Consider the following 24490-nt stretch of genomic DNA (forward strand, 5'->3'; position numbering starts at 1 on the left):
TAAAAATTTACCCTAATACTTCTTTTACTTTTTTACCAATTTCAGCTGGCGAATCTACAACGTGAATGCCATTTTCTCTCATAATTCTTTTTTTAGCTTCAGCTGTATCATCAGCTCCACCTACGATTGCTCCTGCATGCCCCATTGTACGTCCTTTTGGAGCCGTTTCGCCTGCAATAAAACCTACAACTGGCTTACGATTACCGTCTGCTTTAATCCATTTAGCCGCATCTGCTTCTAATTGACCTCCAATTTCACCGATCATGATGATACAATGTGTTTCAGGATCATTCATCAATAATTCAACAGCTTCTTTTGTAGTTGTTCCTATAATTGGATCTCCTCCAATACCAATAGCTGTAGTAATTCCAAATCCTTGACGAACTACTTGATCTGCTGCTTCATAAGTAAGGGTTCCTGACTTAGATACAATTCCAATATTTCCTTTTTTGAAAACAAATCCTGGCATAATTCCTACTTTTGCTTCTTCTGGAGTAATTACACCTGGACAGTTAGGACCTACTAATCTACAACCTTTTCCTTTGATATAATCATATGCTTTAATCATATCTGCTACTGGAATACCTTCGGTAATACAGATAATCACTTTAATACCTGCGTCTGCTGCTTCCATAATAGCGTCTGCGGCAAATGCTGGCGGCACAAAAATAATAGATGTATCTGCACCTGCTTGATCTACTGCATCTTTAACGGTATTAAATACGGGACGTTCTAAGTGTGTAGAACCGCCTTTACCAGGAGTTACTCCTCCTACCACATTAGTTCCGTACTCTATCATTTGAGAAGCATGAAAGGTTCCTTCACTTCCTGTAAAACCTTGTACGATTATTTTTGAATCTTTATTTACTAAAACACTCATAATATGTGTATTGTTTGTTATAAAATATATGACGCAAAAGTAAACCTTTTACTTTTACTTTAAAATTATTTTTTGAAAAGAATATGTGATTTTTTTAGAATATTTAGTTCTTATTTATTCTTCATTTTGATTAAGTTTATTCAGTATTTCAGGCATTTTTTTAAGGTTTGCTAACTGCTTAAATTTTTCACGAGATTCTTCTGCTGGTGTTCCAAAATAGGCTTTAGATCCTTCAAGTGATTTTGTAACTCCTGTTTGTCCCATTATTACTGCTTTTTCACCTATTTTTATACCACTAGTAATACCTACTTGCCCCCACAATGTAACTTCGTCTTCTATAACAACACAACCCGCAATACCTGTTTGTGAAGCGATTAAACATTTTTTACCTATTACGGTATCATGTCCTATATGTACTTGGTTATCTATTTTAGTTCCTTCTCCTACAGTGGTATCTCCTGTTACTCCTTTATCAATTGTACATAATGCTCCGATTCCTACGTTATCTTCGAGTATCACTCTTCCTCCTGACAATAATTGATCGAATCCTTCGGGTCTTTTTTTATAGTAAAATGCGTCTGCTCCAATAATTGTTCCTGAATGGATAATAACATTATTTCCAATAACGGTATGATCATAAATAGAAACATTTGAATGAATCAAACAGTTTAGGCCTATTTTTACATTATTTCCAATAAAGCAATTGGGTTGTATTATAGTTCCTTCTCCTATTTGAGCGGTAGAAGCTATAGAGGTATTAGAAGCCTGAAAGGGCTTAAAATATTTTGTAAGAAAATTAAAATCTCTAAAGGGATCTTCTGAAATCAATAGAGCTTTTCCTTCTGGACATTGAACTTCTTTATTGATTAAAATAATTGTAGCTGCGGATTGCAAAGCTTTATCGTAGTATTTAGGATGGTCTACAAAGACAATATCTCCTGATTGAACTACGTGTATTTCATTCATCCCTAAAACAGGAAAATTAGCATCCCCTATAAATTTACAATTTATGATGGATGCTATTTCTTCTAAACTATATTGCCTAAGAAATCTCATTATTCCTTAACACGCTCCATATAAGCGCCTGTTGCTGTATCAATTTTAATTTTATCTCCTTCATTAATAAATAAAGGTACATTTACTTGAGCTCCTGTTTCTACAGTAGCAGGTTTCGTAGCATTTGTTGCGGTATTTCCTTTTACTCCTGGTTCGGCATAGGTTACTTCTAAAACTACTGAAGCTGGCATATCTACAGACAGAGGCATTTCTGTTTCTGTATTGATTTGCACCATTACGTTAGTTCCTTCTTTTAACAAATCAGGAGCGTCTAAAATATCTTTATTTAAAGTTATTTGCTCAAAAGTTTCTTGGTTCATAAAATGAAACTCTGATCCTTCGTTATATAAATATTGAAAAGTGTGTGTTTCAACTCTCACTACTTCAATTTTATGACCTGCTGAGAATGTATTATCTAGTACTTTTCCAGAAGTTAATGATTTTAATTTGGTTCTAACGAAAGCAGGTCCTTTCCCTGGTTTAACGTGTAAAAATTCAACGATTTTAAAAATATCGTTATTATACTTAATACATAATCCGTTTCTAATGTCTGCCGTACTTGCCATTTTATTTTACTATTTTTTTTAAATATTTCCTGTATAACCTTTCATAATACCTCTAGATGAATTTCTAATAAAATCAAGAATTTCATCTCGCTCTGGGGTGGCTGTCATTTCAGCTTCAATGATTGCTAGTGCTTGAGTTGTATTATAATTTTTTTGATATAAAATTCTATATATATCTTGAATTTCTCTAATTTTTTCTGTAGAAAACCCTCTTCTTCTGAGTCCAACTGAGTTAATTCCCACATAAGACAATGGTTCTTTAGCTGCTTTTGTATAGGGTGGTACGTCTTTTCGAACTAATGATCCTCCTGAAATCATGGCGTGATCTCCTATGGATATAAACTGATGAACTGCGGCTAATCCTCCTATTACGGCATGATCTCCGACTGTAACGTGACCTGCTAATGCTACGCCATTTACTATTATGGCATTATTTCCGATATGACAATCATGAGCAACATGGGCTGTGGCCATAATCAAACAATTATCGCCTATTATTGTCTGTCCAGAAGCTACTGTTCCTCTATTAATTGTAACACATTCTCTAATGGTGGTGTTATTACCTATAACGGCTAAGGAATCTTCTCCTCCAAATTTTAAATCTTGCGGAACAGCCGATATAACGGCACCAGGAAAGATATTACAGTTTTTACCTATACGAGCTCCTTCCATAATTGTTACATTAGAACCTATCCAAGTCCCCTCTCCTATTACCACATTATTATGTATCGTTGTAAAAGGCTCAATTACAACATTTTTTGCAATCTTAGCCCCTGGATGTACATATGCTAATGGTTGATTCATTTCTAATTTATTATAAGTTTAAATTAACTAGTGTTTTTTTTAAAAACACTATACACTTATTGGTTTTTAACAATTTGAGCCATTAATTCAGCTTCTGCTACTAATTTCCCATTTGCGAACGCATATCCTTGCATGTGACAAATACCTCTTCTTATTGGTGATAATAATTCTAATTTAAAGATTAAAGTATCACCTGGTAAAACTTTATGTTTAAACTTAACATTATCTATTTTCATAAAATAAGTAAGATAGTTCTCAGGATCTGGAACGGTACTTAAAATCAGTATTCCTCCTGTTTGTGCCATTGCTTCAACAATTAAGACTCCTGGCATTACTGGAGCTCCTGGAAAATGTCCGACGAAGAAATCTTCGTTCATAGTAACGTTTTTGAGACCTACCACTTGGGTATCGCTCATACTCAAAATTCTATCTACTAATAAAAAGGGCGGCCTATGTGGAAGCATGGACATTATTTTATGAATATCCATTAAAGGTTCCTTGTTTAAATCATAAACGGGGACATTATTACGTTGTTCATTTTTAATGATTTTTGCGATTTTTTTTGCAAATTGTGTATTGACGAAATGTCCTGGTTTATTAGCTATGATTTTACCTTTTATCTTGGTTCCTATCAAAGCTAAATCACCTACTACATCTAATAGTTTATGACGTGCTGCTTCGTTTGGGTAATGCAAGGTTAAATTATCTAGTACTCCATTAGGTGTAATTGAAATTTCATCTTTACCAAAAGCAACTCTTAGTTTGTTCATTGTTTCATTTGATAATTCTTTATCTACATAAACAATGGCATTATTAAGATCTCCTCCTTTAATTAGACCGTGTTCTAATAACATTTCTAATTCATGTAAGAAACTAAAAGTTCTACAAGATGCTATTTCTGATTTAAATTCAGAAATATTTTTCATTGAAGCATTTTGCGTACCTAATACTTTTGTTCCAAAGTCAACCATTGTGGTTACAGAATACTCATCAGATGGAATCACGGTAATCTCACTACCTGTTGACTCATCTAAATAGGAAATAACTTCTTTTACTACATAAACATCGCGTTCTGCATCTTGATCTATTAATCCTACTTTTTCAATAGCTTCTACAAAATGTTTTGAGGAGCCATCCATAATGGGTAATTCTGAGGCATCTAATTCAATAATTACGTTATCTAAGTCACATCCTACTAATGCTGCCAAGACATGCTCAGGAGTTTGAATCATAACTCCTAATTTTTCTAGATTTGTACCTCTTTGGGTATTTACAACATAATTTGCATCTGCTTCAATAATAGGTTGTCCTTCTAAATCAACACGTATAAAAGTAAACCCGTTATTTATAGGAGCGGGTTTAAAAGTCATTGTAACTTCTTTACCTGTATGTAAACCAACTCCTTTTAGTGTAATTTCTGACTGAATGGTCTTTTGTTTAACCATGACTACTACTTCTTTATATTTCTTTTTAGTTCTGTTATTTCTGATACAATTTTTGGTAAGTTTTTAAAATGTACATAGGATTTATTAAAATCATTATAACCTAAAGCTGGACTTCCTTGTACAACTTCTCCGTCTTTTAAACTTCTACCAATACCTGATTGAGCCTGTATTTTAACATTGTTGCCAATAATAATATGTCCTACAATACCTACCTGCCCTCCTATCATGCAATTTTCTCCAATTTTAGTAGAACCTGCTACTCCTGTTTGGGAAGCTATTACTGTATTTTTGCCTATTTCTACATTATGGGCTATTTGAATTTGGTTGTCTAACTTAACTCCTTTGCGTATAATGGTAGATCCTAAGGTTGCTCTATCTATGGTAGTTGCTGCTCCTATGTCTACGTTATCTTCTATAACAACATTTCCTATTTGAGGTACTTTGGTATATTCTCCATTTTCATCAGGAGCAAAACCAAATCCGTCGGCTCCTATAACTGTTCCTGAATGAATTGTGCAATTTTTTCCTATTATGGTTTCTGAGTAAATTTTTGCTCCTGCAAAGATCATTGTATTATCACCAATAACAACATTATCTCCTATGAATGTGTTTGGAAAAATTTTTACATTTTCACCTATTGTCACATTTTCACCTATATAACTAAAAGCTCCTAAGTAAAATTTATCTCCGTATTTAGCACTTTTTGATAATAGAGAGGGTTCCTCTATACCTATTTTATTGTGTTTTATTTGGTTATAAAATTCTAATAATTTTGAAAATGATTTGTAAGCATCTTCTACTTTAACTAAAGTCGTAGTCAATTCATTTTCGGGTTGAAAACTTTTATTTACGATGGTTATGGTTGCCTTCGTTTCATATATATAATTTAGGTATTTAGGATTGGCTAAAAATGTTAATGATCCTTCTGTACCTTCTTCTATTTTAGATAGCTTAGAGACTTCTGCATTAGGATTCCCTACTACTTGTCCATCTAATATTGCTGCAATTTGTTCTGCTGTAAACTTCATAATTCTTGCAAAAGTATAAAATTTTGCGGAAATTTTAACTTTTATTTAGTTGTTTTGGATAACACAAATAGTATTTTGTTACTTGTTTTGACAAAGCTTTTAAGGATAATTGATCTGACAAAACGGCTACGTCTTCCAATATTCCGTCTTTTTTTAGTATTCTAATGGGTTCTGCTATTTTACTATAGGCTTGATTTTTTATTTTCCCTTTAAAAACAAAATATTTTGCTTCTAAAGTTGATATTTTTTTTAGTCGAGCAAAATCATCTATTAATTGATTTACTTCTTCTGAAGGAAATTTCTCTTCTCCTAATTTTATTTTTAATAAATCTCTATTAATTATAATTCTACTTAATTCACTTAAGGTGTAATCTTCATGATATTGCCAATTTTTAATGGCTCCTACTATGTCTGCATCATCTAATTTTGAAAATTCTTCTAATATGGAATCATTAAATTTTTCAAAGTAGACTTTATTTTTTATAAAAAAGTATAGGGGTTTACTACATTCTACTTCTATTCCTTTTTGATATAATTCTTTAGCTCTTTTTAATATTTTGGTTAAAATCTCTTCTGCTACTAAATTTGTTTTATGCAAATATACCTGCCAATACATGAGTCTACGAGCCATTAAAAATTTTTCAACTGAATAAATTCCTTTTTCTTCTATAACCAAAACATCATCTACTACATTCATCATTTGAATTAAACGATCGGAATTAATTTTTCCTTCTTCTACTCCACTATAAAAACTATCTCTTTTTAAATAGTCCATTCGATCCATATCTAACTGGCTTGAGATCAATTGAAGCATAAACTTTCTATGATATTCTCCTTTAAAAACTTGAATGGCTAGGGTTAGCTTCCCTTCAAATTCCTTATTGAGTTTATTCATAAATAAAAGCGATATTTCTTCATGATGAACATTTTCTACTATACTATGTTCCATGGCGTGTGAAAATGGTCCATGCCCTATATCATGTAATAATATGGCGATATAGAGTGCATTTTCTTCTTCTTCTGAAATTGCCACATTTTTAAACCGAAGTACGCTTACTGCTTTTTGCATTATATGTAAACATCCTAATGCGTGATGAAAACGAGTATGATGGGCTCCTGGATAAACTAAATATGACATTCCCATTTGAGTGATCCTTCTTAATCTTTGAAAATAAGGGTGTTGTATTAAATCGTAGATAAAGGGATTTGGAATGGTTATAAAACCATATATTGGATCATTGAATATCTTAAGTTTGTTTGTATTACTCACAAATGTAGATTTAGTATAACAAAGATAAAAAAACCTGAGAATTTTCATCCACTATCAGTTTTTTTTTAATCATAGCTATATTATTACCAAATAATTACTCTATCGTCTTTAGGAATAAACATCTTTGTTCCTTCTTTTATTTTAAATGTTTCATAAAATATATCTATATTACTTAAAGGACCATTGATTCTGTAACGTGCTGGAGCATGAACATCTTCTATTAATTGTTGTGCTAATGCTTCTGGTTTAACATTAACCATCCAGGCATAAGCATAAGCTAAAAAGAAGCGTTCATTTGGATTTAAACTGGCTATTTTTTGTTTATTTTTAAACTGTTTTGTTTTTTTAAATGCTTCATATCCCATAATTACTCCTCCTAAATCCGCAATATTTTCTCCTTGGGTTGCTTCTCCATTAACGTATTTTCCGGGTAATGCTTCATATTTATTATATTGTTTTACGATGGCTTTAGTTTTAGCTTTAAATTTCTTTAAATCTTCAGTTGTCCACCAATTTTTTAGATTTCCTTTTTCATCATATTGACTTCCTTGATCATCAAAACCATGTGTCATCTCATGTCCGAAAGTTGACCCTCCTATTATTCCATACAATACTGCATCATCTGGCATACGTCCTTTAAAACCAGGAACGATTATATTGCAAGCAGGAACACATATTTCGTTATTACTTGGATTATAATAGGCATTGTAAGTTTGTGGATACATACCCCATTCTGTACGATCTACAGATTTACCGTATTTAGAAGCCATTTCATTATAATTCCATTGATTTACTGCCATTACATTAGCTAAATAATGATGTTTATCAATTAAAATGGAACTTAAATCTTTCCATTTATCTGGATATCCTACTTTCATAACGATTTTAGATAATTTGAAGAGGGCTTTTTTCTTAGTTTCTGGACTCATCCAATCTAATTTTTTGATTCGTTCTGCATAAACTTCTCGAATAGCATTCCCTATTTCTAATAATTTTTCTTTTGTCCCTTTTGGCAAGTATTCTTCCACATACACCTGACCAATAAGTTCTCCAAGTGCTTCATCTGTTTGCTCTACTACTCGTTTCCATCTTGGTTTTTGTTCTTTTACACCGCTCATAACGGTTGAATAGAAATAAAAATGTTCTTTTTCAAAATTGTTGCTTAGATAAATTGCGTAGGAATTAACTAAATTCCATTTTAAATACACTTTCCATTCTTGAAGTGTGTATTTTTTGACTGTTTCATTGAATGCTCTATAAAATTCGGGCTGTCCTACAATAACAGAATCTACTTTTTTAATTTTTAATTGTCCTAACATTTTATCCCACATTAAGTTAGGTGTTAACTCTTTAAACTTTGCCAAAGTCATTTTATTATAATTTAGTCTAGGATCTCTAAGTGATTCTAACTTTCTGGATTTTTTAGCTAATTCTGTTTCTAGTCTTAGAACTGTTTGAGCATCATTTAAGGCTGTTTTTTCAGTTCCTATTAATTTAAATATTTTCTTTAAATGTTCTAAATATGCTACACGTATTTTTACTGTTTCTTTATCTGTATTAAAATAATAATCACGGTTTCTCATGCCTAACCCTCCTTGACTAAAAAAAAGAGCATATTTAGCACTATTTTTATCATCTTGAGCAATATAAAAATCAAAACCTGGATTTGTTCCTATGGTGTGCATATATGCTAAATGTTCTAGCAATGAAGTTGGATTTTTTATGTTTTCAATTTTAGATAATTCTTTTTTTAAAGGATTGATTCCTATTCTATTTATGGTTAAAGTATCTATTCCTGAAATATAAAAATCGCCAATTTTTTGTTTGTTACTTCCTCTTTCTGCATCTTCTTTAGCTGATTTTTCACAAATCTGTTTAATCTGATTATTTATTGTGTCTTGAATAGTTCTAAAAATACCATTACTTCTTTCTGATGATGGAATTGGATTTTTTTTAAACCAGCCTCCATTAGCGTATTCAAAAAAGTCTTTTGAAAGAGCGGTTGTAGTATCTCTATTGCTAACTAAAACATCAGGAGTATTAACATTTATCATTTCTTTTTTACAACTTCCTATAAAAAGAGTAATGATCAATGATAAAATGAATAGTTTATTGATTTTCATATTATTTCTATATTTTTAAAGGTCAAATATATTTTAAATGTAAAAAAAATACTATAATTTATACTATTTTTAAGAAACGATAGTTTTTAAAATAGTAAATTGCATTGATTCTGCAGCAATAGAATCTAAAAATCATTACCTAATACAAAAAAAGGAGACCATGAAAATACTTTGGGTTGACGACGAAATAGACTTATTAAAACCACATATATTATTTTTAGAAAAGAAAAATTATCAAGTTACGACTTGCAATAATGGTAGAGATGCCTTAGATCTTTTTCAGGAAGAGAATTTTGACATCATTTTTTTGGATGAAAATATGCCTGGAATGACTGGACTTGAAGTTCTTTCTGAAATGAAAGAAAAAAAACAGGCTATTCCTATTATTATGATTACAAAAAGCGAGGAAGAATACTTAATGGAAGAAGCAATTGGTGCTAAAATTGCGGATTATTTAATCAAACCTGTTAATCCCAATCAAATTCTTTTAAGCTTAAAAAAGAACTTAGATCATTCTCGTCTAATATCCGAAAAAACTACATTAGACTATCAAAAAGAATTTCGTAAAATAGCCTTGGATATGGCTATGGTTGATACTTATGAAGAATGGGTAGATTTATATAAGAAATTAATGTTTTGGGAAATGGAACTAGAAAATATAGATGACCAAAATATGTTTCAAATTTTAGAATCTCAAAAAGCTGAAGCTAACTCACAATTTGGCAAATTCATTGAAAAAAACTATGAAGATTGGTTTACAAAATCTCATGATCGCCCCATTTTATCTCATGAAGTCTTCAGAAAGCTTGTAGTACCCGAATTAAGGAAAGATGAAAATATACTCTTCGTTGTAATTGATAATTTACGATATGATCAATGGAAATCTTTCGAAACGGTCTTAGGAAATCATTATAAATTAGAAGATGAAACTCCTTATTTTGCGTTATTACCAACAGCTACTCAGTATGCTCGAAATGCGCTATTCTCAGGATTGTTACCAATAGAAATGGAAAAAATGTACCCTCAATACTGGAAAAATGATGTAGACGAAGGTGGTAAAAATTTATATGAAGCTGAATTTTTAACAGAACAGCTCAAACGACTTAGATTAAATATTTCGCATGAATATTTCAAAGTAACTAATTTTGCCAATGGTAAAAAATTAGCCGAAAACTTCAAAGGATTAAAAGATAAAAAATTAGTAGCCGTTGTTTACAACTTTGTTGACATGCTTTCACATGCTAAAACAGACATGGATGTGGTAAAAGAATTAGCTTCTGATGATAAAGCATATCGTTCTTTAACATTAAGTTGGTTTAAAAATTCGCCTCTTTTAGAAATCATTCAACAAGCACAACGTTTAGGTTTTAAATTAATCCTAACAACAGATCACGGAACTATTAATGTTAAAAACCCTTCTCAAGTCATTGGCGATAAAAACACTAGTTTAAACTTACGTTATAAAACAGGAAGAAGTCTTACTTATGAATCTAAGGACGTTTTAGCTATCAAAGATCCAAAAAAAATAGGGTTGCCTGCTATTAACATGACAAGCTCTTTTATTTTTGCAAAAAGTGATCATTTCTTAGCTTACATAAACAATTATAATCACTATGCTAGTTACTATCGAAATACTTACCAACATGGAGGTATTTCATTAGAAGAAATGATTATTCCTTTTTTAGTATTTAGCCCTAAGAAATAAATTTTAATACACTTTTTTGTGTTACCATTAACTAATCCAAAAAATCATAATTTAACTGAAATTATGGGTAGAATTTTGTAAAGGAAAAACATACTCTGCTTTTTTCTACATTGAAAAAAAAGTACTCTTATAAATTTAAAGCCATTTCTACCTGTAATATTTTTCTATGGCGTAATTTATATTTTAAAGAAAACAAAAAACGTAAATGTCCTTGATTTTAACAAAAAAGGACACCTTAAAAGACTCTAATTTTATCATTTAAACGAGAGGAAAAATCATATATATAATCCTATAACTTTTCCTCTCGTAAAGGTGACAAACTGAATGTTTAGTTACTCCCTATTAGAATTTTGTACTTTATATTTTTAAACTAATTTACTATTCTTCTGCCTTAGGCATAAGAATTGATAAAAGTACAGATAATACTAAAACAGTTCCTATTATAAGGAGTGATACAATTGAATCAACATGATAAAAAGGTGCTATAATCATCTTAATTCCTATAAAACTCAAAATAATAGCCAAACCATAAGGCAGTTTATGAAATAAGTATATAAAATTATCTAACAGAAAAAATAATGCTCTCAATCCTAATATAGCAAAAATATTAGAGGTGTATAAGATAAATGGATCTGTTGAAATAGCAAAAATAGCGGGAATAGAATCAACTGCAAATAGCAAATCTGTAAATTCAATAACTGCTACTACAACTAATAAAGGTGTTGCTATTTTCTTTCCATTTTCAATTGTAAAAAAATTATTTCCATCATAATCATCACTAACATTAAAAAACTGACGAACTAAACGTGCTCCCTTGGTATCATTATAATCTTGATTTTCATCCTCTTCATTGGCAAACCAGGACTTAACACCCGCATACACTAAAAACACGCCAAAAAGTGTCATTACTAGATTAATATCGTATTTAAGCCCTTGCAACCCTATAAGTCCTAAAATTTTATTCAAATAAGTTAACTCTATTAAAAAGGCTCCTGAAAATATGAATATTGCTCTTAAAACCAATGCTCCAATAACTCCCCAAAATAAAACTTTGTGCTTATTTTGATTGGCTACATCAAAAAACTTAAAGACCATAATAAACACAAAGAGATTATCTACTGAAAGTGCTTTTTCTATCCAATATGCTGATTGAAATTCATAGAATTTAATTGCTCCTGCAAAATGATATACTAGCCCACTAAATCCCATTGCTAAGGCTATCCAAACAAATGACCAAGTTACAGCTTCTTTACTAGATACTTCATGGCTCTTTTTATTAAAGATTCCTAAGTCTAACAACAGCATAAACAATATTACAATTGCAAATGTGACAATTAACCAAGGATGCTCTGCAAAAATTGGGTGTTCATTCATATTAAACTATTTTATTTTTTTATTTACTTTCTTTTCTCTTACTTTTGAAAATATATTTTATCTTTTAGGAATCTTACACCTAAACATTCCTTGATAGAATTAAAAAACGAACAAAGCTATCTAAAAAAGGATTGCGATGTTATTTTAACTAACAGTAAAACTATTGATCATTTAACCTCTGTTTTACAGAAACAACAAACTAAACACCAGATCATTATTTTTTAGATAGTCTTTTTCATAAATAAACTTATTTCTTATTATTCTTCATAGCGCTCCATTTCGCGATCATAAAATTCACCTGCTAAGATAATTAAATGCTCCATTTCTCTTGCTATTTCTGTTTCATCTTCATCATCTAATTCTTCTATAAATTCTACAGAATCATCTTTTAAATTAATTAAAAAGCGAGGAAATTCTAAATGAATGATAAAAATATCATCTGGAAAATCAGAATTATCTGCTAAAACAAATTTTGGTAATGTCATCTTATAATGGTTTTAAATATTAAGTTTTAAGGCTTTGAAAAATCATTTGTTTTGATAATTTTTCAAACCTATAATATAAAAGTAATGCTGCTGCAATAAGCCCTGATAATAATCCGATCCATATTCCTATAGCTTTTAAAGAAGTAAATAAACCTAAATATATTGATATAGGAAAACCAATAATCCAATATGCAACAAATGTAAGGTACATAGGTACTTTTACATCTTGAATTCCTCGTAATGCTCCGAGCATTGTTACTTGTATGCCATCAAAAATTTGAAAAACAGCTGCTATTAAAATTAAATTAGAAGCAATTGAAACTACTTCTAAATTATCTTTTATTGTTAATGTATTTTGAGAATCTATAAAAATTTTAGGTAACCAATTATTTGTCAACACAAAAATAAGTGCAAAAAATCCTTGGATTAGAATTGCTAATAAAAAAATAGAACGTGCAATAATTTGTAACTTTTTATAATCTTGTATTCCTTTCTGATTTCCCACTCGTACCATCCCTGCAACACCTAAACCTGAAACGAACATAAAAGTAAAAGTGGCTAAAGTTAGTGCTATTTGATTAGCAGCTTGACTAGTGGTACCAATACTTCCACATAACCAAACGGCTCCCGTAAACAAAGCAACTTCAAAAAACATTTGCATTGCAGAAGGCAATCCTAAATTTACAATTTTTTTGGTCATTGTTTTCCCTATACTTTTAATGCTAAATCCTTCGAAATAAGGTTTAAACTTTTTCTTAGATTTTAGAGCAAAATGAATATAAACCACCATGATAATTCTAGACAAAACAGTCCCAACCGCAGCTCCTAGCATTCCCATTTTTGGAAAAATCCAAACACCATAAATCAATACTATATTGAAGAATAAATGCACTACATTACAAAGTAAATTGGCCCACATACCATATTGAGTTTCACTTTTACCATCAGCAAATTGCTTATATCCCTGAAAAACAATCAATGGTATTAATGAAAATGCAACCAAATCTAAAAAAGGTTTAGCTAACTCAACCACTTCTTCAGGTTGCCCCATATATACAATCAAAGGTTTAGCAAAATAAATAATTCCAAACAAAATGATCCCCAATCCTGTACAAAGCCATAATCCATGATGAAAAACACTACGTCCTTTAATTAGATTATTTTCTCCATCAGCTTCCGCCACCAAAGGAGTTATAGCTGTTGAGAAACCTAATCCTAACGACATTCCTATAAATACAAAACTATTTGCAAGAGAAACTGCCGCTAACTCTTTAGCTCCTAGTTTCCCTACCATTATATTATCTACAATAGAAACTAAAGTATGACCTAACATACCCAAAACAATAGGATAAGCCAATTTAATATTTTCTTTGAATTCGCGAGTATAAGTTGAAAGCTTCATAATATGCAAAGATAATTCATTCAATGGCAATTACAATAATAATTCCTAATTACGACTACTATTCTTAACAAAAGTCACACTCAGCTATCAGCTAATCTAATTCATTTCAAAAAACATTTTTCAGAATACCTAAAGCTACAAAACAGAATTTATAAGTTTAGTAGTTTTTTATTAAGTGATTATTTATTTTAAAAAATCTCCTCAGAAATTACCCTATTCTTTTTACACATATTTTAACATAATAACAAAAAACAAGGCACATAATTTGTTATAAACTAAAAAACAATTAACAAAAAAACAATTATCTCTATGAAAAAAACATTTTTGGTACTATCAATATTCGTATTATCATTCACCGCATGCAAACAATCTCCTGACATGATGACCGAAGAAATGGCCAGCGAAGCCGAAATTAACAACCTAATGATAAACAATCCGGAAATAGAAACTCCAGAAGAAAATAGAAGCGAAGAAAGTTACGCTGAAATAGAAGAAAATAAATTTGAAACCCCAAACACTAAACCTTTATCTACTTTTTCCATTGATGTTGATAATGCCTCTTACACCAACATTCGTCGTTTTATCAATAACGGTCAAGAAATTCCAAAAGATGCTGTACGTTTAGAAGAAATGATTAATTATTTTTCATACTCTTATCCTCAACCTAAAGATAATCACCCTTTTTCTATTAATACAGAGTACAGCGAATGTCCTTGGAACTCCAACCATAAATTATTAAAAATTGGTCTTCAAGGTAAAAAAATGGACAAAAACAATCTCCCTCCTTCTAACATTGTTTTTCTTATTGATGTATCAGGCTCTATGGAAGAAGAAAACAAACTTCCTTTACTAAAAGAATCCATGAAAATACTGGTAAAAGAATTACGTCCTCAAGATAAAGTTTCAATGGTTGTATATGCAGGAGCGGCAGGAATGATACTACCTCCTACTTCTGGAAATGAAAAAAATAAAATAATGAATGCTCTTGATAAACTAACGGCTGGAGGAAGCACTGCTGGAGGTGAAGGAATAGAATTAGCGTATAAAATTGCCGAAGAAAACTTTATTAAAGAAGGCAATAATAGAATTGTTTTAGCAACTGATGGCGACTTTAATGTAGGGGCTTCAACAGACAAAGAAATGGAACACTTAATAGAAAGAAAACGTAAAACAGGGATCTTCTTAACCTGTCTAGGATACGGCATGGGAAATTATAAAGATAGTAAGATGGAAACCCTTGCTAATAAAGGAAACGGAAACTATGCTTATATAGACAATATGCAGGAAGCTACTCGTTTTTTAGGCAAAGAATTCAACGGTTCTATGTTTACTATAGCTAAAGATGTTAAGATTCAAATTGAATTTAACCCAAATCAAATACAGTCCTACCGATTAATAGGATATGAAAATAGAAAATTAAATAATGAGGATTTTAAAAATGATGCTATTGATGCAGGCGAATTAGGAAGCGGGCATACCGTAACTGCTCTATATGAAATTATCCCTACAGGCGTTGAAAGTTCTTACTCTCCTACCCAATTAAAATACACATCGAAAGAAGGTTCTCAAAATTTAATTTCAAAAGAATTGGCTACCGTAAAATTTCGATACAAAAGGCCTGATGGTGAAAAAAGTATAGAGATGATTCAAACTGTTTCTAATTTAAGCAAACCTTTAAAAATTTCTAGTTCCGATTTTAAATTTGCTTCTTCTGTGGCTTGGTTTGGCATGAAATTAAGAGACTCTAAATATATTGAAAACAAACAAACAGAAGACATCATAGCTCTTGCTAACAAAGGTATACATAACGATTTGGAAGGTTATAAAACGGAATTTATTCGACTCATTAAAAGTGCCAAATTATAATCCTTTTTTTTAAACCCAAATTATATGTTAGCCTTTAAAATAAAGATTAAAAGAACAAAGAAGGTAGAAATACACGGCTTTTTTACAACAGTTGTAGATTTATTATATTGAGAGTATTTTTTTTAAAAAAATTCAAAGTTTTTATCTGTAATAAATTTTCAATGCGTAATCTGGATTTAAAAGAGGCTGTCCAAAAAGTAATAAATCAACATTATGTGATTTTTCCCTTTGGTAGAAATGAAAAGATTACAAACTTTTTGGACAGCCTCCTATATATGTTTGTTTTATTTAGGATAGGATTAATTAAAAAACAATTCGCTAATATGAAAATATATATTTTTTAGAATCTGAACTATCAGATTTTTTTTCAACAGGGTAGCCATTTAAATCATATTTATAAGTATATTTCTTAACATCAGTAATATTATTATAATTTGATTTAAATGTCGATTTATATTCAACAATATTATTTTTAGAAACATAGTCAGAGTCTTCAAACGACAAAAGTTTATCAAAACCTAAGATATTTTTAAATGGATTATTTTTATCATCATAAGAATATTCAAGTGTTCTAGTTGATGAACCATCATTTATCTCGTGTCTAATTAAATTCTCATTTAAAAAGAATAATTTACCATTACATAATGGATCTAAATCTCCATTATATTTTACTCTATAAGTAACATAAGAAATAGAATTATCAGCATTATAAGTAAAAACCGTTTTATTCGTAATATTACCACTAGGAGTATTATATATAACTGCTAAATAATATTCTAACTTATTATTAACATATTTATACTCATGTTTATTTAACAAGGTATTATCCGTTAGCAAAACTTCCTTTCTAACGATATTATCTCCGTCATAGGTATAAACTTCTTTATTATATCCTACTACAACACATTGTTTAATCTTTTTGCCATCATAATCAAAAATTAAAGTATATGGGGCATATTTACTCTCTACATTTATTTTTTTTGGCAAAACTGTTGATTGTACAACTGTTCCTCCTCCATCAGTTACGACTGAAGTTGTATTTTTATCATCATCCTTTGAACATGATAATAAAAAAAGAAATGAAAATATTAAAAAAAAATCCTTCACAAAACAAACGTTTAAAAATTAAAAAAATGAATTTTTAAAACAACAAATCTAAGTTTTTTTTAAGATTTCACAAAGAAACTAGAAATTATAATGAGCTATAAAAATTAGAATTAAAATTATATCTTTTCATAGAAAATAAACTACAAAGATATCTATTTACTTCTCCATTCCATCCTCAATCAAATCTCAAATAAAGGTTTTTATTTTGATCATACTTATAACCATCTATAATCAACACTAAGAATATTATGGCTTCTAGAAAAAACAACTGGTTTAGTTTTTTCAACTCTTCAATTATTGTTTTTTTATTACCATCAAAAACGTCGCCTTAGAATTAGGCAAACTCAAGCCTTTTTCATATTCGAGATAACCAAAAAGATCACAAGTGCTTACAAAAATTCCAGTACAAGTACATCTTAGATTTCAAATATCTTCAACTAATTTGATTAATTTGCAATTTCTTTTGCACAGAATTGATTTTTCACATAAAAAAAGAGGCTCTTTCTAAAATTGAAAAGAGCCTCTTTTAGGTATGTAATCATTTTATTTCTCAATTTCCTTTAGATTTTCCATTTTCTTGAAAGCCAAGAAACCTTTAATATCTTCAAAATGTTCTCGAACTCTTTTATTTCCAAATTCAAATACTTTAGTTACTAAACCATCTAGAAAATCACGATCATGAGAAACTAAAATTAATGTACCATCAAAATCTTTTAAAGCTTCTTTGATAATGTCTTTCGTTTTCATGTCTAAGTGATTCGTAGGCTCATCTAGAATCAATACATTTACGGGTTCTAACAATAGTTTAATCATAGCTAAACGTGTTTTTTCACCCCCCGAAAGGACTTTTACTTTCTTTTGAATATCGTCTCCTTTAAACATAAAGGCTCCTAAAATATTTTTAATTTGGGTACGAATATCTCCTTCTGCAATTCGGTCTATAGTTTCAAAAATGGTCAAATCGCCATCTAATAATGCTGCTTGATTTTGAGCAAAATATCCTACTTGTACATTATGTCCTATTTCTAATTTACCACTATCATGATTAATTTCTTTCATAATAGCTTTAATCATTGTTGATTTTCCCTCTCCATTTTTCCCTACAAATGCTACCTTTTGACCTCGCTCAATTACCATATTGGCATTATTAAACACTATATGGTCATCATATTTTTTTGTAAGCTCTTCTACAACAACAGGATATTGTCCTGAACGTGGTGATGGTGGGAATTTTAGTTTTAAAGCGGATGTATCAACTTCATCTACTTCTACTAAAACTAATTTTTCTAACATACGTACACGAGATTGCACTTGTTCTGTCTTTGAAAAAGTTCCTCTAAAACGCTCTATAAAAGCCTGATTTTCAGCAATAAATTTTTGTTGTTCATCATACGCTTTTTGTTGTTGTATTCTTCTATCTTGACGTAAAACTAAATAATCTGAATATTTTGCTTTATAATCATAAATTCTGCCCATCGTTACTTCAATGGTACGGTTAGTAATGCTATCTACAAAAGCACGGTCATGGGAAATAACCATTACTGCTTTGGCCTGAGTAACTAAGAAATCCTCTAACCATTGAATACTTTCCATATCCAAGTGATTGGTAGGTTCGTCTAACAATATTAAGTCTGGTTTTTTTAATAAAATTTTAGCCAACTCAATACGCATACGCCATCCACCAGAAAATTCGGAAGTTTTACGGGTAAAATCTTCACGAACAAAACCTAGTCCTTTTAATACTTTTTCAACCTCTGCTTCGTAATTAACTTCTTCTATAGAGTAATATTTTTCAGAAAGCTCCGAAACGCGTTCAATTAACTTCATATATTCATCACTTTCATAATCTGTACGAATAGTTAACTGCTCGTTAATTTCATCTATCTCCGCTTTCATTCCTAAAACAGAAGCAAAAGCTTTTGAGGTTTCTTCCATTACTGTACTATCATCATTTAATAACAAATGCTGAGGCAAGTATGCAATTACAGCATCACTAGGTGCTGAAATACTACCTCGTGTAGGCTTGTTTTCACCTGCAACGATTTTTAACAAAGTAGATTTTCCTGCCCCATTTTTACCCATTAAGGCAATTTTATCATTTTCATTAATTGCAAAAGTCACATCGCTAAAAAGCGTAGTTCCGCCAAACTCTACGGCAATATCATTTACTGTAATCATAATTGAAGTTTAGAAGTTTAAGGATTTAAAAATATTCCTTAAATTTTTGAAGATGCAAAGATAAAATTAATGAATAAATTAAATAATTTGAAAATGAGAAAATTAAAAATTAATCATTTTTTCTATCAATAATTTTGCTTGCATTACATCTTTTTTGTTCACCAGAACATCAACACCTGAATAAGGGCTCCAAAATCCAGCCATAGCTGCAGCTTGAATTTCATTTTTTAAAATTGCCAAAATCCCATTTATTTCTAATTCTGCTTTTATAGCTAAAGCACTTATTTCATTCCCAGAAAAAACAGTCACCAGACTCATATTTTTTATTCTTTAAAACCCCACAGCTTTATCATCTCCTCTATAATCTGCCCCTCCTTCCAATTTTCCTTCAGGCTGAACTAATATTGCATCTACTTTTCCTATTATCTTATTTTGTTTTTCATTAATTATATAACCTTTTCTTCTTAGACCATCAATCAGGTCATTTGAAAATTTATTAGGTTCAAAAACTACCTCATCAGGCAACCATTGATGATGAAAACGAGGGGCATCTACAGCCTGTTGCATATTCATTCCAAACTCCGTAACATTTAAAAAAGTTTGTAATACAGACGTAATAATTGTTGATCCTCCTGGTGTACCCAAAACCATAAATAATTTACCTTCCTTTTCTACTATTGTAGGTGTCATAGAACTCAACATTCTTTTTTTAGGTTGAATTTCATTAGCTTTAGCCCCTACAAGTCCGTATAAATTAGCAACTCCAGGTTTTATACTAAAATCATCCATTTCATTATTAAAGAAAAAACCTAATTCATCTGAATAATACTTACTTCCAAAATTATCATTTAATGTTGTAGTAGCCGCAATCGCATTACCTAGAGAATCCACTATAGAATAATGGGTTGTTTCAGTGCTTTCTTTAGAAAAATGAACTGTTCCGTGTTTTATTTCGGTTGAAGGAGTTGCTTTATCAAAAGAAAACGTACTCATCCTTTCTTTTAAATAATTTTCATTGGATAATTCGTCTTGAGGAATCTTTACAAAATCAGGATCTCCTAAAAAATAATTTCGATCTGCATACGCTCTTCGTTCCGCCTCTACAATTACCTGAATCGTTTTTTCTGAGTTATACCCGAGATCTTTTAAAGAATAAGGTTCTATCATTTTTAAGATTTGAGAAAGAGTAATCCCTCCACTACTGGGAGGAGCCATTGTTATTAAATTATATTTTTTATATTTAAAGACTATTGGTTTCCTCCAAACAGGGGTATATTCCTTTAAATCTTTTAGAGAAATTACCCCTCCTCTTTCCTTAATAAAACGAACGATTTCTTTGGCTATTTCTCCTTCATAAAATTCTTTTCTTCCTTTCTTAAGAATTTTTCTTAATGTTTTAGCCAATTGTATTTGTTTTATAGTATCTCCTTCTTTATAAATCTTAGAATATAAACTTTTAATTCCATTCATCTTTACGAAATCATTTCTATAATGCGCAAAAGTAATCTCATTTTTTGATGTAACTAAAAACCCTTTTTCTGCTAAATCTATAACTGGTTCAAAAATTTCTTTTAATGGTAAAGCCCCCATTTTTTCATGTACTTCTAATACTCCTGCTATCGTACCTGGCACACCTATAGCCTTGCCAGAAGCCGTACTTAAACCATCTATCACATCCTTATTTTTATCTAAAAACATATCTTTATTAGCCATTAGAGGTGCCTTTTCTCTATAATCAAGACTTCCAATGGCACCATTAGCTTTTCTATATACCATGAATCCGCCTCCACCAATATTTCCTGCTTGTGGATAACAAACAGCCAATGTTAATTCAGTTGCTACCATTGCATCAAATGCGTTTCCTCCTTTCTTTAATATTTGAACGCCTATTTTTGAAGCTTCCTCTCTTGCAGATACCACCATTGCTTTTTCTGATATCAATCCTTTTGTATTTTGCCCTTTTAAATAGGTTAATTGAAAGAAAATTAAGATTGTAAAAATTATTTTATATTTTCTCATACTTTTAGTATTTATCATTTTTTTGACACAAGTTACCTATAAAACAGAAAATCTCCTAAAGACATAAGGGTTTTTCTAATAATTTTTAAAACAAAAGTGTATTTCTTTTTATTTTAAAGCTCTTTTTCGTTTTCTATTTTCGATATATTCCTGAAGTGCTTTTTTTGTAGTAACCCAAGTTTTTCCTTCTTTATGAGCATCTATCTTTCCTTGTCTAGCCAATAAACTAACATATTCTTGAGTAAAGCCATACGATGATGACGGCTCACTAACAATATTCGCTATTGGTAAATAATCATTATCATTATCAGGCAAAGCTGTTAAATAAATATTTAATGTTCGCTCTACTGCTTGACACATCAATAAGACAAGTTTTTGATAGTTTCCATTATTAGCTTGATTTAGGGCTTCATAATATTTCTTCCTATCATTTTTTAAAATAATAGCTGGAGGAAAACCTCTTCGCATTAATAATAAATTCATACATAAACGAACCGTTCGTCCATTGCCATCAAAAAATGGGTGTATCCAAACAAATTTATGATGAAATATGGCAGCTAACTCTATGTCATTCAAACTTAATGGATTTTTATTAACAAATTCTACTAACTCATCTATTAAATATGAGACTTTATTAGCATTGGGAGGAATAAAATTAGCACCTGATATACGAACACCTCCATTACGTAAACGTCCTGCAAAATCATCTTCTATAGATCTTAAAACATACCCGTGTAAAGCAAGCATATCTATACTCCTAAAAATATATTCTTCATTTACTATTTCATACAAATAATCTATTGCTTTTTCATGATTCTTTGCTTCAAAATGTTCTCTAAGTGAAACTCCTTTTATTGTAATTCCTTCTTGAAGTACCATTTGTGTTTCTCTTAAAGTTAAGGTATTTCCCTCAATACTATTAGAATTATAAGTCCATTCGATCGAAAGCGATTCTTTAATTTTTTCAATAGCCATTTTAGGTAATGGTCTGGCTTTTACCAACATTTCCTTTTTTTCATATAATCTTTCAAAAGTTGTTTGAAATTCTTTTCGATATGACAAATCTATATTCCACATATCACAAATTTATTAATATCGTTTAAATTTTAAAAAAAAATATCCGATATTAAAAATTAAAATAAAAAAATAAGACTATCCAAAAAGTAATAAATCAACATGCAGCTTGTCACTCCGATAACTCTGGTTTCATAATCACATTATGTGATTTCTCCCTTTGGTCGAAATGAAAGATTGCGAACTTTTTAGACAGTCTCTTTTTAATTTATGATCTAATTATTCTTCATTATATTCATCTTCATCATATTCTACTCCAAAAAGATATGGTTCAATCATTATCTTATCAGCTAAAATTTCAACACGCTCTGTTAATTCAGTAGTAAAAAATAATCTTTGTGTTTTTTCTACACTCAAAGACAAACGTTGGACAATAGGCTCTAAACGTTGTTTAAAAATAAGATCTGCATCGTCTACCACAAAAATTTTAACTGTGTTCATATTAAATCCAGCCCCTGAGAACATTGCATTAATCTTATTTGGAGTTCCTATTAAAATATCCATTCCTGCGGAAATCACATTTTTTTCTTCATCTATATCTGTTTTATCATTGACTCCTATTACCCTAAGATCATTGTGTTTTCCAAATTTTTGAAAATAATCTAACATTTGTAAAACAGATTCTTTATCTTTTACAAGAATCAATGCTCGTGTAGATTCTCCTATTGGTTTTTCTAATTTTTGAATAACTGTATAAGCTATAGTAGATGATTTTCCTTCTCCTTGATTCATTACTACAATAGCATCAGCCCCTCCTTTTAAAGTTCCCCAACAATCCGATTGAAGTTCTGTGGGTTCAATAATATTATTTTCTATTAACGCTTTTTGAAGGTTTTGGTTTATTTTTTTTAAATTCATAATATATTTAGTCCTTAATTAATAGTGCTAAGCATCAGATAATAAGCACTAAGTTTAAAAAATTGACTTTACTTTGATGCAAATAATTTCACATCTGTTTCTGAAATTTCACTTCCTCCTAAAATAATTAAACGTTCAACAACGTTTCGCAACTCACGAATGTTTCCTGTCCAATCATAATCTTGTAATAACTTGATGGCTGAATTTGAAAAGGATTTAGTTGCACTTCCTTGTTCTTGAGCTATTTTATTAGTAAAATGTTTAATTAAAGCAGGTATATCGTCTCTTCTATCATTTAGTGAAGGAACTTTTATTAAGATAACTGCCAAACGATGATATAAATCTTCTCGAAAACGACCTTCTTCAATTTCTTTTTTCAAATCTTTATTTGTTGCCGCCACAACACGTACATTAACTTTTATGTCTTTATCAGCTCCTACACGTTGGATTAAATTTTCTTGTAGTGCTCTCAACACCTTAGCTTGTGCTGGCAAACTCATATCTCCAATTTCATCTAAAAAAATTGTACCTCCATCTGCTGCTTCAAATTTACCTGCTCTATCTTTCACAGCGGAAGTAAAAGCTCCTTTTACATGTCCAAATAATTCGCTCTCTATCAGTTCTGATGGTATAGCAGCACAATTTACTTCAATCATTGGGCCTGAAGAACGCTCACTTCTCTGATGAATTTGATGAGCTACCAATTCTTTACCGGTACCATTGGGTCCTGTAATCAAAACACGAGCTTCTGTAGGAGCTACTTTTTCAATCATCTCATTTATCTGTAATATAGAGACACTTTCACCTATCATTTCATAATTCTTGGATACTTTCTTTTTAAGAATCTTATTTTCTACGACTAATTTTTTTTTGTCTAAGGCATTACGAACCGTATTTAACAAACGATTTAAATCGGGTGGTTTTGAAATATAATCAAAAGCACCTAAACGCATGGTATTAACGGCTGTTTCTAAATCACCATGTCCCGAAATCATAACCATCGGGATTTCTGGTTTTATTTTTTTTATAGCTTCTAATACTTCTACGCCATCCATTTTAGGCATTTTAATATCACAAAGGATTAAATCGTAATCTTCATTCTTAGCCTTTTCAAGTCCTTGCGCTCCATCTTCTGCTTCATCTACTTTGTATGAATCATTTTCTTCTGAAAGAATTTTTGCCAAAACTCTACGAATGGCTGATTCGTCTTCTATTATTAATATTTTACTCATTCTATTTATTTGAAGATA

Annotated in this window: 20 protein-coding genes; 2 read left to right on the forward strand and 18 right to left on the reverse strand. The window is 30.5% G+C overall.

What is annotated here, in order from left to right:
- Nucleotides 1-7 precede the first annotated feature (7 nt).
- The 8 genes from sucD to AWN65_RS07835 all read right to left on the reverse strand — a co-directional run bounded on the left by sucD (nucleotide 8) and on the right by AWN65_RS07835 (nucleotide 9172).
- On the reverse strand, nucleotides 8-880 hold the full coding sequence (gene sucD, locus AWN65_RS07800) for a succinate--CoA ligase subunit alpha (RefSeq protein WP_060382647.1): 873 nt from the start codon (nucleotides 878-880) through the stop codon (nucleotides 8-10).
- A 114-nt stretch (nucleotides 881-994) separates the two neighbouring features.
- Entirely contained in the window at nucleotides 995-1936 is a 942-nt protein-coding gene (locus AWN65_RS07805; RefSeq protein WP_060382648.1) for a UDP-3-O-(3-hydroxymyristoyl)glucosamine N-acyltransferase, read from the reverse strand.
- Nucleotides 1936-2502: an elongation factor P gene (gene efp, locus AWN65_RS07810; RefSeq protein ID WP_060382649.1), complete on the reverse strand. Its 567-nt coding sequence runs from the start codon at nucleotides 2500-2502 to the stop codon at nucleotides 1936-1938. The genes AWN65_RS07805 and efp overlap by 1 nt, the downstream gene beginning before the upstream one ends.
- A gap of 18 nt (nucleotides 2503-2520) precedes the next feature.
- Nucleotides 2521-3306, reverse strand: a complete 786-nt coding sequence (lpxA, locus tag AWN65_RS07815; protein WP_060382650.1) for an acyl-ACP--UDP-N-acetylglucosamine O-acyltransferase — start codon at nucleotides 3304-3306, stop codon at nucleotides 2521-2523.
- A 56-nt stretch (nucleotides 3307-3362) separates the two neighbouring features.
- A complete protein-coding gene (locus AWN65_RS07820) occupies nucleotides 3363-4751 on the reverse strand; it encodes a bifunctional UDP-3-O-[3-hydroxymyristoyl] N-acetylglucosamine deacetylase/3-hydroxyacyl-ACP dehydratase (RefSeq protein ID WP_060382651.1) in 1389 nt (462 codons plus the stop codon).
- A gap of 5 nt (nucleotides 4752-4756) precedes the next feature.
- Nucleotides 4757-5779 (reverse strand): UDP-3-O-(3-hydroxymyristoyl)glucosamine N-acyltransferase, encoded by a 1023-nt coding sequence (gene lpxD / locus AWN65_RS07825; protein ID WP_060382652.1) that lies wholly within the window; start codon nucleotides 5777-5779, stop codon nucleotides 4757-4759.
- 34 nt (nucleotides 5780-5813) lie between these two features.
- Entirely contained in the window at nucleotides 5814-7049 is a 1236-nt protein-coding gene (locus AWN65_RS07830; protein WP_060382653.1) for an HD domain-containing protein, read from the reverse strand.
- 83 nt (nucleotides 7050-7132) lie between these two features.
- Nucleotides 7133-9172, reverse strand: a complete 2040-nt coding sequence (locus tag AWN65_RS07835; protein WP_060382654.1) for a M13 family metallopeptidase — start codon at nucleotides 9170-9172, stop codon at nucleotides 7133-7135.
- 160 nt (nucleotides 9173-9332) lie between these two features.
- Here AWN65_RS07835 and porX point away from each other — a divergent pair, with 160 nt between their 5' ends.
- Nucleotides 9333-10877 carry a T9SS response regulator signal transducer PorX gene (porX, locus tag AWN65_RS07840; RefSeq protein WP_060382655.1) on the forward strand — a complete coding sequence of 515 codons (1545 nt, stop codon included), beginning with the start codon at nucleotides 9333-9335 and terminating at the stop codon, nucleotides 10875-10877.
- 378 nt (nucleotides 10878-11255) lie between these two features.
- Here the strand turns inward: porX and AWN65_RS07845 are convergent, their stop codons facing one another.
- The 3 genes from AWN65_RS07845 to AWN65_RS07855 form a co-directional block, all read right to left on the reverse strand.
- Nucleotides 11256-12251, reverse strand: a complete 996-nt coding sequence (locus AWN65_RS07845) for a TerC family protein (protein WP_060382656.1) — start codon at nucleotides 12249-12251, stop codon at nucleotides 11256-11258.
- 257 nt (nucleotides 12252-12508) lie between these two features.
- The gene (locus AWN65_RS07850; RefSeq protein WP_014165363.1) at nucleotides 12509-12736 is read right to left on the reverse strand and encodes a hypothetical protein; all 228 of its coding nucleotides are present in this window, start codon (nucleotides 12734-12736) and stop codon (nucleotides 12509-12511) included.
- A 19-nt stretch (nucleotides 12737-12755) separates the two neighbouring features.
- Nucleotides 12756-14138 (reverse strand): MATE family efflux transporter, encoded by a 1383-nt coding sequence (locus AWN65_RS07855; protein WP_060382657.1) that lies wholly within the window; start codon nucleotides 14136-14138, stop codon nucleotides 12756-12758.
- A 309-nt stretch (nucleotides 14139-14447) separates the two neighbouring features.
- On the opposite strand from AWN65_RS07855, the gene AWN65_RS07860 reads away from it, so the two are divergent.
- On the forward strand, nucleotides 14448-16004 hold the full coding sequence (locus AWN65_RS07860) for a vWA domain-containing protein (RefSeq protein WP_335338722.1): 1557 nt from the start codon (nucleotides 14448-14450) through the stop codon (nucleotides 16002-16004).
- A gap of 318 nt (nucleotides 16005-16322) precedes the next feature.
- Here the strand turns inward: AWN65_RS07860 and AWN65_RS07870 are convergent, their stop codons facing one another.
- The 7 genes from AWN65_RS07870 to AWN65_RS07900 form a co-directional block, all read right to left on the reverse strand.
- Entirely contained in the window at nucleotides 16323-17111 is a 789-nt protein-coding gene (locus tag AWN65_RS07870) for a hypothetical protein (protein WP_060382660.1), read from the reverse strand.
- 543 nt (nucleotides 17112-17654) lie between these two features.
- On the reverse strand, nucleotides 17655-19289 hold the full coding sequence (locus AWN65_RS07875) for an ABC-F family ATP-binding cassette domain-containing protein (RefSeq protein WP_060382661.1): 1635 nt from the start codon (nucleotides 19287-19289) through the stop codon (nucleotides 17655-17657).
- 102 nt (nucleotides 19290-19391) lie between these two features.
- Nucleotides 19392-19607 carry a putative signal transducing protein gene (locus AWN65_RS07880; protein ID WP_060382662.1) on the reverse strand — a complete coding sequence of 72 codons (216 nt, stop codon included), beginning with the start codon at nucleotides 19605-19607 and terminating at the stop codon, nucleotides 19392-19394.
- A gap of 12 nt (nucleotides 19608-19619) precedes the next feature.
- Nucleotides 19620-21308: a gamma-glutamyltransferase gene (gene ggt, locus AWN65_RS07885; RefSeq protein WP_060383860.1), complete on the reverse strand. Its 1689-nt coding sequence runs from the start codon at nucleotides 21306-21308 to the stop codon at nucleotides 19620-19622.
- 108 nt (nucleotides 21309-21416) lie between these two features.
- Complete coding sequence (locus tag AWN65_RS07890; protein WP_060382663.1) at nucleotides 21417-22385, reverse strand: Fic family protein; 969 nt, start codon at nucleotides 22383-22385, stop codon at nucleotides 21417-21419.
- Nucleotides 22386-22601: 216 nt separating this feature from the next.
- Nucleotides 22602-23240 carry a DEAD/DEAH box helicase gene (locus tag AWN65_RS07895; RefSeq protein ID WP_060382664.1) on the reverse strand — a complete coding sequence of 213 codons (639 nt, stop codon included), beginning with the start codon at nucleotides 23238-23240 and terminating at the stop codon, nucleotides 22602-22604.
- Between the two features lie 68 nt (nucleotides 23241-23308).
- Nucleotides 23309-24472, reverse strand: coding sequence for a sigma-54-dependent transcriptional regulator (locus tag AWN65_RS07900; RefSeq protein ID WP_060382665.1), 1164 nt, complete (start codon nucleotides 24470-24472; stop codon nucleotides 23309-23311).
- Between the last annotated feature and the right edge of the window lie 18 nt (nucleotides 24473-24490).

Origin of the sequence: Flavobacterium covae, assembly GCF_001534645.1 — a bacterium.
Classification (GTDB): domain Bacteria; phylum Bacteroidota; class Bacteroidia; order Flavobacteriales; family Flavobacteriaceae; genus Flavobacterium; species Flavobacterium covae.

Excerpts from the sequence above, each read along its gene's own strand:
- sucD (WP_060382647.1), bottom strand. The coding sequence starts at position 880 with ATGAGTGTTTTAGTAAATAAAGATTCAAAAATAATCGTACAAGGTTTT.
- AWN65_RS07805 (WP_060382648.1), bottom strand. The coding sequence starts at position 1,936 with ATGAGATTTCTTAGGCAATATAGTTTAGAAGAAATAGCATCCATCATA.
- efp (WP_060382649.1), bottom strand. The coding sequence starts at position 2,502 with ATGGCAAGTACGGCAGACATTAGAAACGGATTATGTATTAAGTATAAT.
- lpxA (WP_060382650.1), bottom strand. The coding sequence starts at position 3,306 with ATGAATCAACCATTAGCATATGTACATCCAGGGGCTAAGATTGCAAAA.
- AWN65_RS07820 (WP_060382651.1), bottom strand. The coding sequence starts at position 4,751 with ATGGTTAAACAAAAGACCATTCAGTCAGAAATTACACTAAAAGGAGTT.
- lpxD (WP_060382652.1), bottom strand. The coding sequence starts at position 5,779 with ATGAAGTTTACAGCAGAACAAATTGCAGCAATATTAGATGGACAAGTA.
- AWN65_RS07835 (WP_060382654.1), bottom strand. The coding sequence starts at position 9,172 with ATGAAAATCAATAAACTATTCATTTTATCATTGATCATTACTCTTTTT.
- porX (WP_060382655.1), top strand. The coding sequence starts at position 9,333 with ATGAAAATACTTTGGGTTGACGACGAAATAGACTTATTAAAACCACAT.
- AWN65_RS07845 (WP_060382656.1), bottom strand. The coding sequence starts at position 12,251 with ATGAATGAACACCCAATTTTTGCAGAGCATCCTTGGTTAATTGTCACA.
- AWN65_RS07850 (WP_014165363.1), bottom strand. The coding sequence starts at position 12,736 with ATGACATTACCAAAATTTGTTTTAGCAGATAATTCTGATTTTCCAGAT.
- AWN65_RS07855 (WP_060382657.1), bottom strand. The coding sequence starts at position 14,138 with ATGAAGCTTTCAACTTATACTCGCGAATTCAAAGAAAATATTAAATTG.
- AWN65_RS07860 (WP_335338722.1), top strand. The coding sequence starts at position 14,448 with ATGAAAAAAACATTTTTGGTACTATCAATATTCGTATTATCATTCACC.
- AWN65_RS07875 (WP_060382661.1), bottom strand. The coding sequence starts at position 19,289 with ATGATTACAGTAAATGATATTGCCGTAGAGTTTGGCGGAACTACGCTT.
- AWN65_RS07880 (WP_060382662.1), bottom strand. The coding sequence starts at position 19,607 with ATGAGTCTGGTGACTGTTTTTTCTGGGAATGAAATAAGTGCTTTAGCT.
- ggt (WP_060383860.1), bottom strand. The coding sequence starts at position 21,308 with ATGAGAAAATATAAAATAATTTTTACAATCTTAATTTTCTTTCAATTA.
- AWN65_RS07890 (WP_060382663.1), bottom strand. The coding sequence starts at position 22,385 with ATGTGGAATATAGATTTGTCATATCGAAAAGAATTTCAAACAACTTTT.
- AWN65_RS07895 (WP_060382664.1), bottom strand. The coding sequence starts at position 23,240 with ATGAATTTAAAAAAAATAAACCAAAACCTTCAAAAAGCGTTAATAGAA.
- AWN65_RS07900 (WP_060382665.1), bottom strand. The coding sequence starts at position 24,472 with ATGAGTAAAATATTAATAATAGAAGACGAATCAGCCATTCGTAGAGTT.